We start from the raw sequence: 12,873 nt of genomic DNA on the forward strand, positions 1-12,873 counted from the left end.
ACTGACACACCGCCATCGCGGGCAAGCCCGCTCCCACAGGTTTTGCGTCCGACCCGGCATTTGCGTGCGTCCGTGCGGGCAAATCTGCCAAGCGGCTGGCTAGAGCGCGCAAGAAGGCCTAGAATTCCCGCATTGTTTATTCCCCAAGGTAGCCCCGTAATGTCCTTCGCTGAGCAACTGACCCGCCTGCAAGTCTTCCTCGACGCCGACGAGCTGCACGACGAGGCGCTGGATTACGTCGCCGCCCACGGTTACCTGACCGCGCTGTCGATCTGCTCCGAAGACGTTCCGGAGCGCGAGTGGATCGACGCGCTGTTCGCCGAAGAGCCGCATTACACCGACGAAGCCCAGCGTGCCGAAATCGAAGCCACGCTGATCGGCCTCAAGGCGCACATCGCTCGCCAACTGGCCTCGGATGAAGAATTCGAATTGCCGTGCGAACTGGATCTGGGCGAAGAGCCGGACGACTCCGAACTGCGCGGCTGGTGCATCGGTTTCATGGAAGGCGTGTTCCTGTGCGAAGCGGCCTGGTTCGAAACCGCCGAAGAAGAAGTCAGCGAAATGCTCCTGCCGATCATGGTCGGTTCCGGCCTGTTCGACGAGCAGCCTGAATTCGAAGACATCGCCAAGGACGCCAACCTGATGGACGACATGATCGTTCAGATCCCGGAAGCCCTGACCGCGCTGTACCTGCTGTGCCAGGCCCCCGACGAAAAACCGGCGATCCTCAAGCCTCGTCATCACTAAGAACCGGCCTATGGACAATCCCATAGGCAACCGCCCCCTGATGTTGCGCTACGTCCTGCTGGCCATCGGCTGGCTGAGCGTCGCATTGGGGGTGATCGGCATCTTCCTGCCGGTCCTGCCCACCACCCCCTTCCTCCTGCTCGCCGCGGCCTGCTTCGCGCGCAGCTCTCCGCGCTTCTACCGCTGGCTGGTCGAACACCCACGCCTCGGGCCATGGATCCGCGACTACCTCGAGGGCAACGGCATCCCGCTCAAAGGCAAGGTCTACGCGATCGGGCTGATGTGGGTGAGCATCCTGTTCTCGTGTTATCTGGTGCCGCTGGTTTGGGCGCGGGGGTTCATGCTGACGAGTGCGGTGCTGGTGACGATTTACATAGTGCGGCAGAAGACACTTCAAAAGCCCTGAGCTGTCCTTGGATTGCGCTTGAAAAACAGCCTCCCGCCGGCCTGTTCATCAGGGACCGCCTCCGTTCCAGGTAGCGCCCGAGTGCTCTAACCCGGCTTGCCAATCAAACACACATTCAGCCCCGATTCCTGAAGCCTACCGTTCATCTGGAAGCCGTCGGCACCTGTCAGGTTTGACAGGTGTGCAAATCCATCAACACAGGTTCAATCACTCCATCACCCGACCGGAGTGCACGCCCATGCCTGCCAAATCTCCCGCGTCTGCAAGCCCCCTGGGTCGTCGCAGTTGCGTCCGCATTGAACGCCGCGACACAACGCCACGCTCGTCCAGAGGACTCGCCTGATGCCAACTCACAAGAACTTCCGCTTCCCTCCCATCAAGCAAGACAGCGCCACACTGGCACTGCGCCCGCTACTGATCCCGGGGATGCACGAACCGGTGCAAGACGGCGATGGCGGCATTGGCATCAAGGTCGCAACCGAAGACCCCAAGGGTTTGTTGTGCATGGTCAATCCTTATCTGCCCCTGATGAGCGAAGGTGACAGGCTGGATATCTGGTGGAACAACGAGAAAGTACTCGAACGATTCGTGACGGCCGACGAAGTCAATCAAAGGGTGTTTTTCTACTTGCCGACGCCTGCAGAGTCCGGGTGGGCCGAAGATTGCCATTACGTGCTGACCCGAGTGGGTGAAACCGAAGCCGACCCGCCGTCGGCCTCCTTGCGCATACTGATCAAGCTTTACAAGCCAGGAGACCGTGATAAAGAACCGCATTTGCCCGACGGCCATTCCGAACTGAATATCGTGCAATTGCCGCCTGAGTTGGTTGAACAGGGCGTGATCGATGCCGAATGGGCAAAAAAAGGCGTGTTGGCCACCATCCCTCACTACGTGTATTGCACTCGCAACGACAAGGTTCGCCCGGTTATTGGCGATCATCAGCTTCCTGCTCACATCGTCACGCAGGAGCAGGCCGAAAACAGACAACCGATCGAAATCCTGATTGAACAGGCAGACATTCTCCGTGCCGGAGACGGTTTTCAGCGGGAAATCAGATACGACATCAATGACGAAGTGTGGAACTGGGCCGATCGCCATTCCAAACGCACTTATGTCGATATCGACGCCGGCGGCTGGTACCTGGAACCTCCGTTCATAAAGGAAGCCATCAATGGCGTCATCACTATAAGGGATTTGAACAAGAAGCCGGTCACCGTGCAGATCCATGTCAGCAGCCAGTACTTCAGTCTCGGCGACGAAGTGGTAATGACCTTCATCGGCAGGCCGCCGGGTAACGCTGAACCCACGATCTTCAGCGAAACCCGTGGTGTCAACAACGTCCCCTCCGTCATGGAAATCAAGGTGCCCTATGACTTGATCAGAGCTATCGTTCTGGGCCGCGCCGACGTCTCCTACATCCTTTACAAAAAGGACGGTGGCGACCCGCTGTCCTCCAAGCGCGCGTTCGCAACGGTAGTGGGCGACGTCAACATGCTGCCCGAGCCGAACATTCTTGAGCTGATAGGCGATATCCTCGAACCGGATCTGCTCTTCGCCACGGTTGAAGTCCGCTATGCCATGAAGAACGGTGACCTGATCTGCCTCAGATGGCTGGGTATCCGCGCCAATGGCGATGAGTATCTGCATGAGACTCCGCATATCGTCACCGACAACGAGGCCAAGGAAGGTCTGGTCACGTTCTACATCGAAGCAAAGCACATAGCTGTGCTCGACAACGGCACGCTCGATCTTTCCTATGTAGTGGCGAACGACGCACCGGGTCTTCTCGACGTCAGAGAATCCGAGCGCTTGCTGGCCAAAGTCGAAAAGGTCCGGGCGACTTTGCCCAGACCCGAGGTCGAGGAGGCCGAACCGCCGGGGGATGTGCTTGATCCGTCGAAAGTATTCGACAGTGTGCATGTGGTGATCGCCGAGGCGAATACGCTGGACAAGGACGTGCTGACTTATTACTGGCGCAGTCTCGACCCGTTGTCCAGTACCAGCGACTGGCTGCCGATTACCACCGTCAGCGCAGGCAAACCTGTGCGGTTCAGGGTCGACAAGAAATATGTCACGGCGAACATCGGGCAATATGTTGATGTGCGCTATGTACTGTGGCGTGCGGCTTCGCAGCGATATGAATACTCGGCCACACTGGCCTTGTTGATCGGAGAGCTGGTAGGTGAGTTGCCACCTCCCGATGTGGTTCAGGCAGTCGACGGAGTACTGAACCCTATGGATGGGCTCAACGGTGTCGATGTAACTGCCAGCTATCTGAGCATGCATCCGGATCGGGACGTAATCCGTCTGAGGTGGCTCGGCACACCCGGCGCAGGTACTTCCGATGACCTGGAGTTGCCGGGACACGCAAGCGGTACCGTCCAATATCATCTGCCTCCCGCAGTCGTCGGTGCCAACATCGCAAAAAGGGTGTCCGTCGACTACGTGGTCACCCGCTATGCGATCAACACACCATCAATGATATTTGACCTGAACGTATCGGGCTTTCAGGACCCTGAAAACGAATTGCCACGACCACAGATTCCGCAGGCAGAGGATGACATCCTGGACCTGATGGAATTTGCCGGTGATGCCAAGGCGCTGCTCGAAACGTGGCCGTTCATTGCTGCCAGGCAATGCATCTGGTTCTTCGTCGACGGTATGACCACTGCCGGACAAAGCCATCGCATTCGCATTCTGGACGGAGTGGAAATAACCCCGACCCAGATCAATGCCGGCCTTGATGAAGTGTTGCTCAGAAGCGAACTGATGAAGCTGCGGCACTCCTCCCCCGCCAGTGTCGGCTGCAAGGTCACGTTCGACGGCAGCAGGAACGAGGACAGCGCTATCGAGTTCCCTCGTCGGCAATTGACCGTCAGAACCCGCTACGACTATGTAACCCCTGTCATTACGCTGGTGGAAGATGTACGAGGCGAGATCGAAGAAGGCGGCAAGACCCGCGCCGATGAAGTCATCATCTCGGGTACTGCAACGAGGAGCGAGACGATTGAACTGTTCGACGCAGGTTCCATATCGAAGGGAACCGCTCCGGTCAAGGAGGACAGCAAGTGGAGGGCCACCATCAGCACACCCACCGAAAAGCTCTACAGCATTATCGCCAAAGCCTTGTATGACGCTGACCCCGTGTCCAGTGGACCGAGAACATTCACCGTCAAGTTCACGCAAACGCCGGAAATCCTCGCGGTAACCGACTCTCGCGGACCGGTTGAACATGGGGCTATCACCTATGACAACAGCGTCCTGGTCACTGGCAGTGCCACCCCAAACCTGCAAATCGAGTTGAGGGAAAGCAATCAACCGATTATCACCCTGGATGTCGATGACGATGGCCATTGGGAATACCGCATCAACAACCTCAAGGATGGGAGTTACAGCCTCATCGCCACTGCCAAATATGAGGTCGACCCGCCATCGAGCCCCGCCAGAACCTTCAAGGTTGCACAGGCTGTAACGCCGACCATTTCCAGTGTCAGTGACATCCGCGGCGAGATCGCCCTGGGCGGGACGACCTATTACCGCAGCGTCGAGCTCACTGGCAAGGCCAGCCCGAACGAAACGATCACACTGCTCGATAGCACTACCGTTATCGACCCGGTAGATGTTCCCGCGAGCGGCGATTGGCAGTACACATTCAGCGGCCTTGGCCTGAAGGCCTACAGCCTGACTGCGCGTGCGGAATACGCCAGCAATCCAGTGTCCGATCCGCCAAGGGTGTTTAATGTGGAGACACATGTGTCGCCGACCATTACTTCCGTCAAGGACTCCCTTGGGGAAGTGGCTCAAGACAAAACCACCTATGACACCACGGTGAATCTGGTGGGTACCGGCACCCCGCGCGAACAAGTCCAGCTTTACGACAAGGGGACAAGCATTGGCTCACCAGTGACGGTCGACGCCAAAAAGCAATGGAAAGGTACCGCTAGTGGTCTTGCGATTGACGAGCACAGCATCACGGTCAAAGGTCTGTATGAGAATAATCCAGTGTCGGCGGCGCGGGACTTTACTGTGCTACTACAGGTCACGCCGAGTGTTACGAGGGTCAGAGATTCTCAGGGTAACAATATTTATCCCGGCAGCACGACCACGGCAACCACCGTGTTTGTCAGTGGCAGCGCGTCATCAAATGCCAGCGTCGAAGTTCGCGATAACGGTTCTGCCAAACAGAACGCACCGGTCAATAGCAGCGGTGGATGGGGTGAAGTCAGCATGTCGGTTGGTGTCGGGACTCATAGCATTACCGCCAAAGCGCTCTATGGCAGTAATCCGGTGTCGAATGCGTGGACGTTCGAAGTGAAATCCCCTATTCCGCCTTTAAGCTTTGGGCAGAGTGTTTCTCTCTCCCTGCCGACTTACCACGTTGCCCGGGGGCGGCCGCCAACGAATCCGCCAGCTTTTGCGTCCTATACACGCACAGCGACAGGAGGTGAGCCGGGTTATACCTATTCATCCAGCAACACCAACGTTGCCGTGATTGATCAGAACGGTAGGGTTGGGGCAGTCGGGAACGGGCAGGCAGTCATGACGGCTAGAGACAGCAAAGGCCGAACAGCCACTCATACGGTGACTGTCTCGGGTATCAGAGTATGGGCTTGCCCTGGCGGTAACTACAATATGTATCACGCTCCCGGTATCTTGCAAGCGCACGGCCTGCGCCTGCCCTCAATGGACGAACTGCGTCAGTTCTGGGACTCCTATGCAGGCCATCAACCCTCAGTCAGCTATTTCGTTGGCTGGTCGCCCTCGCCTTCTGCCGATGTTAACAGTGCATTCTGGTCCAATCAGGGTCACTCTTCCGACCGTTGGTGGAGGAAAAATCTCAATCACGGTGGTGAGGACGGAGGAGTCAATTTTCATACGAACAACGTAGCCGGAATATTCCTGTAACTTGATGTGTTAGTGGTTGATTGGCGGGTCGGTGCAGTCACAACCGCGCCGGAGCTGCGGGATAGCCCGTGGCTTCGACACTAGCCAAGACTGATCAACCGCAATGACAAGGCCGCTGTTCCTCGACAGAACAGCGGCCGTGAAGGTTATGTTGAATACGATACACCTTGATCTACAACGCAGTAGTTACCAGCGAACCGTCAACCCCATATTCACCCCATACGGCTGTTCAATATGCTCCCCCTTCGAGTAAGCAACTCCCGCATGCACCTGCCACTTCTCCGACATCGCCACTGCCACCCCCGCGCCGAATTCCGCCCGGGAGCCTGACAAGTCGTTGTCGAAAACGTTGTCGTTCACCTTCACCTCGTTGTTCGATGCGAATTCGTGGACGATGGCTGCGCGCAGATAAGGTTGGGCGATTGCGCCGTGGCCGAAGCCGATGTTGCGACCGACCGTTGCGCCGGCCTTGCCGAGCAGCGAGCGCATGCGATCGCCGTCAGCTTGCATGTCGTTGTCCAATGTGTAGCGCTTGCCCTGAATCTGCACCGCCGACCATTGCGTAAACGGCTCGATGAAATAGCCGTCCGCCAGTTTGATTTGCCGGCCGAACTCTGCAGACCCACCCAGCCCCCAGTTGTCGTAATCGCCTTTGGCGCGAGTACCGTCGCTCAAGTTGACTTTGGACTCGTTGCGAAAGCGGTTCCATTTGAAGGTGCCGTGGGCATAGTAACCGTCGTCACCGAGCCAGGTTACATAGGGCGCCACGTAGTAGCTTTTCACCGTGCCGGAGGTGCCGCGATCGAGATTCAGGTCGGACTCGCTCGTGCCGGCGAGGATCCCGATCAGCACGTCGCTCTCCCCCACCCGTGTATCGGCGCCGAGGGAAAATCCCTGTTGCGTCTGCTGATAACCGACACCTGACCCATCGGCGACGTTGTATTTGCTGCCGTAAGCACGACTCCACGCCCCGCCTTTGCCGCCGTTCAAACGCAGATCCCCCATGCGATCGCGCAGAGACGCCAATTCGCCATACCAGACAGTCGGTGCAGTATTGAACAAGGCCAGAACCGAGCGCGCGCCGGGGCTGATGACCTCGGTGGTCGGGTCGAGAAACCACTCCTTCGCGCCGCCCTCGATTTCCCGGCTGGCCAGACCGTAAGACCAGGTACCGACATCGACCCTCTGCTCGCCGGCCAAGGCAAAATTCGCAGCGTCGGTGGTGCCGGTACGTACCAGCGTCAACTGCTGTGGCGAGGCCGCGTCCAGACCAGAGGCCGCGACAGCCAGGGCGAAGTCGCCCGAGGACGCTCCGGCGACATTGAGAAAATCATGCTCGCCGCTGGCGAAATCGCCCTTCATCGCAAATGTCCCGTTACCGGAGAGCGTGCCGACATTCAACTGGTAATACGTAGCGGGGGTGTCCGGAGCGCCAAAGCTGACAGTGCCACCGTTCATGCCCAGTGCACCGATCGAATCGTTGCCGGTCAGTGTCCAGTTCGAATCGGTGCTGACGTTCACGCTGTCGACCTGATCGAGACGGCCAGTGAACTGCGAATGATTTTCCAAGGTGACATCCGCCGTTGAGGTGCCATCGACAATGACATCACCCACCATGTGGCCGTGATTGAAAGTCAGATTGGCGAGGCTGTTACCGGTAACATTGATGTTGCCTTCCAAGGTGCTGTCAGCCACCGTCATCGTTGCGGTGGAAGCGGCTTGCACATCGAGCAGTACGCCGTTGCCGGCAAGCAGACGGGTGAAATTCAGCACATTGATCTGTGCGGTCCCCCCACCATTGGCGAGAATGGCTGCACCCGCTACCCCTCGCACCTCTACATTGTCCAGCGTCACATTGGCGCCGCTGCCGACGCCCTCGCCGTCGGGACGCAAGCGAATACCGTTCATGCCGCCAGTGATGCTACCGCCCTTGGCCCTGACTTCGGCACCGAACGAATTCAAGCCAAAGCTGTTCGCGCCGGTACCGGTCAGATGCGTATCAGTCAACTGGATGTCAGCGCCGCCACCGGTTTCGATTCCGGAGGTCTGTCCGGTAATCCGGCTGCCACTGATCACGGCAGTCGAACCTGTGGTCGTACCCGTCGCCCGGGCGATCGACATCCCCATTCGGGTACCGGTCACAATGGCGTCGCTCACATCGGCACGGGCATTGACGAGGGTAATCCCAGCGTTGCCCGAACGCCCGGCATAAGTCCCTCCTACCACATTCAATTGCGAACCGGTGGTGATCAACACTTCATAAGTATTCGCAGCATTGGCGTTCAATACACCACCATCGCGGGCGCGATAGTTGTCTTGTGCGGTTGTGCTATCAATGGTCAGTGTTTGACCCGCTTCGATGGATGTGAGGGCAAAGGCCAGCGGGCTTGAGGAAAGGACTGGGGCCAGGGCGAACCAAGCCAGCTTTGTTTTTGATACCTTCAATGGATAAAGAACCGTACAGATGCCCATATGTACTCCTTCGACATTTAGCGGATGTATTTCAACAAAAGAAGTTTCGTCCGCACGCACCGTACAGACATTAATTACTTCGCTCTGTAGGAAAAATCCCTTTCTTCGATGGATATTTTTACCGTGTATGTCAAATAAAAGAAGGCGGGGATATGTCCCCGCCTGCATTGACCGTTAATTAGGCATCCTGAGTGCCGGGACAGAATGTCCCTGCATTATCAACCACGACCACTCTGACGTCGTGATCCTCGGAGGTATGAGTACGGCCATCAATCTCCGCTGTATATGAAATGACTCCGCGCCCATCCCTGATAGGTCTGAGGGCAGCATTGAAGGGCAGGTAAACTTCGAATCCCGCCGTATGTTCATTGCCCTGCAACGTTTTGCTGAACGGGTAATCGGGAATATCGTCCCCTCCTGGAAGTGGTGTTCCTTTCCAGACGAAGTCCAGTTTCAAGTCAGCGACCAGTGAACCGCCTCCTGCAACACGGACGACTGCGGCCTTACCTACCACAGGAATATCGCGAAGAGAAGAACAGTTCAGATACACAATATTACCCGGATTTGTATAAAGATTCTGAATAACGGGGTCCGGCAATGTCACTGGAATAACATAAGCATCTACCGTAGTCGGCACTGATGGATTCGCATTGCTGCCATTTGCCGGATTGGTGATGATGTAGCGTGCTATCTTTTTCCCGTTTTTTGCGGCCACAAAAACATCAGACGGTAGTTTGAATGGAATCTTGAAATCATCCGCCTCACCGCCGACGACCGTATAACGACCTTCTGGAGGCGGAACTATTTTACCGTCGTATTCCAAATCGAAAACATCACCGGCATCCAACGTGGTGGGATCAGGAATAGTCAACTCAATGTCGATCAAGTTGCCAACATCTGCCTCCACCAAAGTGTTATCGCCTGTGGAACCCTTGACTACCAAAGCAACCAGGTTCGGATTACCTTTGTCCGGATCAGGCTCAGGATTGGCTGGACCAGGGATCGACAGATCGACATTGATGGTCGCCCCTGTCGCTTCCGGAAACGGGTTGCCGTTTCGAATGATCGCGTAATTCACCGTCACGTCTTTCGGACCATCACCGCCGTCTGCGACGTCCCGGAACGGTACGTCGACAATGACCGGAGTGGTGCCATCTGTCGGCTTGTCGGGTTGCACCTTTCCGTTGAAGGTGACTCGGGCCACATCGGTCGGCTGACCATTAGAAAATTCAGGAATGACCACGGCGACATCAGGGTAGGCATCTTTTAAATCTACAACACCGTCGTCGTTTTCCGGCACTTCAGGTGGTTGCAACCCACTGGGTGCCGGTGTCAGCCGAACATCAAACTGAAAAGGTTCGGAAGAAGGCCCGACGTTACCGACGCGATCTGCAAATTTGCAGTAAAAGATAAATGCTCCTTCTCCTGACGTTTCGATAGTGGTTTTGTTGATAACAAGTTCAATTGGCGCAGACGAATCTTCAGCGACAATAAATCTGTCCACGGATGGCGCTGGATCACTTTTCCCATAGTGCGCTGTATAGATATCCCCCTGCTTGACATCGTCAGGCATCGGAATGGTCATCGTTATATTATCCAGCGCATCAAGAATTTCTCGGGTCAACACACCATCAATGATTTCTGCGGGCGGTTCCGCTTTACCTCCAGGTGCACCATGATTAGGCGCGACAGTGTCGATGAAGAACTCAAAGGTATCAGAAGTATTTTGGTTGCCACCGTAATCAACTATATAAGTCAAGCGAAAAGGACCCGGCGTTGCGGTTTCCTTTGCGGGCAAAATCATTTCGAAACTTGCAGGCGGGGGGATGGGAACCTCTTCCCACCTCGAAACAACTACTGAATCTTTCTGCAATGCGACAAATGTTTCACCTTGGGCTGAGCCCGGCGGCACTACCATGGAGGTAATTATCACCTTGCAGTCTGTGCCCTGACGCGCCGCCTGAAGTTTCTTGACATTGTCACCCGGCAGGGCCGGGAGCAAGTCTTCAACTTCAGGAGGAGTACCCGAACGGGTACTCAGGGCTTGACGCAAATCAAAAACTTTTCTACGGGCAGCCTCTGCCTTGGACAGTACTTTCAAGTTACTCATTGTAAGCTCTCCTGTTTTATGAACGCACCGACCCTCCAACCCCAATACAAACTTCCAGAGAAATGCCGGCGATTAACCACACTGCATAATTTGCTAATACTTCAGTTCTCTTCGCACAAATCATTGGTAGGTGAACATACTGCGCCACTGGGCATGGTGCGACTGATGATCACAAACTCCTTTTTGGATATCCCCCGACCGCCCATGCTTTTTTTCAACCGGTAATAAACCAGCGCAGAACCGTTGTTGACCATGGGCGCAACCAACCGGTCGTAATCCTCGACGACAATATCGATGTCTTCACCCGGCGGCAGTGTTGTGAGCTCTTTTTCAATTTCCCCGTAAGTACCTTTGATGGGCTCGCTGCCATTGAGTCCGGTGCTGCCCTGCCAGCACACCGTCAGCGTGTCGCCCTGCTCGATAAGCGGGTCGGCTTTGACTCTTACCGTGACGCCCTCCCAGAGCCTGGGCCGACTGCAACAGTGCAATACGCCATCCCTGTTCGCATGCGGAAACACAACCTCCTTCAACCCCTCGATCACCACTATCGATACCGCCACCCGGGTCGATAACGACTGTTGCTGGTTCACACCGTTGCTGGTGGTGTACCAAACCGGCAATGCCGGGTTCTCCTTGTCGGTATCGATAACATTCCAGGGCACGGAAAACCTGACGGGTTTACCGGCAACATCGCCAGGTTTCACTTCATAAAACGCGACGACGCCGGGGTAGCTTCCCCAGTGCAGCTCCAGTAATTGTCCCTGTTCGGGTGCATCGTACAGAGGCAGCAACACGCTGGCCGGCAAACCAAAATCGTCCGTCAGTAAAGTATTGAGGGTTTGACTCTCTTCGCCGTACACCTCAACCAGTGCAAGACCTTCGTTGATCAATGCCGGCGCCTTGGCATGATCCTGACCTGCCAGCGTCAGGTTCACTGCCACCGAAATGGTCGGCGAGGGTGGCCCATAGGTTGTTCCCTGGCGAATCCTGTAATAGACCTTGGCCCGCAAAGGTCCATCGCCCTTGGCCTGCAGGATCGGCCATGGCGCGGGAACGGACAACGGAAAGGCAGAGGGGTCGACAGGAACTTCAGCGAGCGGGGTGTCGTCCCAGAAAACGGCCAGCCAGTGGCCGGGATCGGCAAAGTCGTATTCGTCGACTTCCACTACGACATCGTCACGGGCTTGCTGGCGATCGACCAGCCCCCTGGGTGACAGCGGCACTCGGGGTGGCAGCAGTGCCCCCGGTGCAGGCGACAGATCCACCTCAATAGCCGAAAGAAAGGAATTCGGGCCTTCGTTTCCGGCCCTGTCCCTCAGGTGGTAATAAAAATAACGCGTGCCAGAGCCCCACGATCGAATTTCATCGGCGTACACGGTTATGCGTAAGCGTTTGTCGCCGATATCTTCAACGCTGAACTCCTGCTCGCGGATGGCTGTTTCAGAGTCTGGCGGAATGGCTTCGCTGGTCCAGTAATACGGCGCCCGATCCAGCGCCTCGGCATCGTCGTACCAAGGCACCAGCACACTGACCTCCCCCTCATGAGTCAGGAAGGTTTCAGTGATCGTGCCATTCAACTCGGGGGGAAACTCGGCCGCGGCCGGTTTGTTTCCGAAGTTGGGTTTCGTGGTGTCGATGGTCAGGGTTTTGCGAGGGCCTTCATTCGGGTTGCTTCCGTAGATCGAGATCTGGATTGCGACTTCGTAGACACCTTCTGACAGTAAATCGCGAGGCACCTTCAGGGCTTGCGGGAACGTAATGGGAACATTGGTCGGATACCAGCGTTCGTCAACCTTTCTGAACGCTCCGTTTTTGGACATGAAGCCCAGTTCGACCAGATCCGACTCGTCAGGCGCCGGACCTTGATCAAAATCCATGAACGTCACGATCAGGTCGTCGCCCAGCGCTTTGAGCGGCAAAAGACCTTTGGGATCGGCAGGATCAAGCACGGCCGGTACCGTCACTTCGACCGACCTGCCCCAGGAAACCGGGGTGTTCTGATCAGGCTGACCGACTGGGTTCTTTCGCTTGGCCATTCCAGCCTTCCTCGATAAGCGGCGGTACAGCGCAGTTCAAGCGCTGTCGGGATGGCTTCATTAGATGCCGGAGGGATGAACCTGCCTACTGTCAGAAATTACAGGTATTGCTACCGTTTGTCGGAAGGCGATTTGCATGGGAAGGGTATCGGGCGGTGGATCGGGTGTTAGATAATCTGCAGTTGGTGCAGGTCGGC

At 56.4% G+C, this 12,873-nt stretch carries 6 protein-coding genes; 3 read left to right on the forward strand and 3 right to left on the reverse strand.

Annotated features, from left to right (window positions below):
* Window positions 1–159 precede the first annotated feature (159 nt).
* The 3 genes from F8N49_RS18830 to F8N49_RS18840 all read left to right on the forward strand — a co-directional run bounded on the left by F8N49_RS18830 (window position 160) and on the right by F8N49_RS18840 (window position 6,058).
* Entirely contained in the window at window positions 160–747 is a 588-nt protein-coding gene (locus F8N49_RS18830; protein ID WP_071171393.1) for a YecA family protein, read from the forward strand.
* A gap of 10 nt (window positions 748–757) precedes the next feature.
* Window positions 758–1,153, forward strand: coding sequence for a YbaN family protein (locus F8N49_RS18835; protein ID WP_071171392.1), 396 nt, complete (start codon window positions 758–760; stop codon window positions 1,151–1,153).
* Between the two features lie 342 nt (window positions 1,154–1,495).
* Window positions 1,496–6,058 (forward strand): hypothetical protein, encoded by a 4,563-nt coding sequence (locus F8N49_RS18840; protein WP_151552082.1) that lies wholly within the window; start codon window positions 1,496–1,498, stop codon window positions 6,056–6,058.
* 186 nt (window positions 6,059–6,244) lie between these two features.
* Here the strand turns inward: F8N49_RS18840 and F8N49_RS18845 are convergent, their stop codons facing one another.
* From F8N49_RS18845 to F8N49_RS18855, 3 genes are all read right to left on the reverse strand, one after another.
* A complete protein-coding gene (locus tag F8N49_RS18845) occupies window positions 6,245–8,590 on the reverse strand; it encodes an autotransporter outer membrane beta-barrel domain-containing protein (protein ID WP_241149668.1) in 2,346 nt (781 codons plus the stop codon).
* A gap of 118 nt (window positions 8,591–8,708) precedes the next feature.
* The gene (locus tag F8N49_RS18850) at window positions 8,709–10,640 is read right to left on the reverse strand and encodes a hypothetical protein (RefSeq protein ID WP_071171389.1); all 1,932 of its coding nucleotides are present in this window, start codon (window positions 10,638–10,640) and stop codon (window positions 8,709–8,711) included.
* A 101-nt stretch (window positions 10,641–10,741) separates the two neighbouring features.
* On the reverse strand, window positions 10,742–12,676 hold the full coding sequence (locus F8N49_RS18855) for a hypothetical protein (protein WP_151552084.1): 1,935 nt from the start codon (window positions 12,674–12,676) through the stop codon (window positions 10,742–10,744).
* Window positions 12,677–12,873: the final 197 nt, after the last annotated feature.

It is taken from the genome of Pseudomonas sp. GXM4, from assembly GCF_008923895.1.
Classification (GTDB): Bacteria; Pseudomonadota; Gammaproteobacteria; order Pseudomonadales; family Pseudomonadaceae; genus Aquipseudomonas; species Aquipseudomonas atacamensis.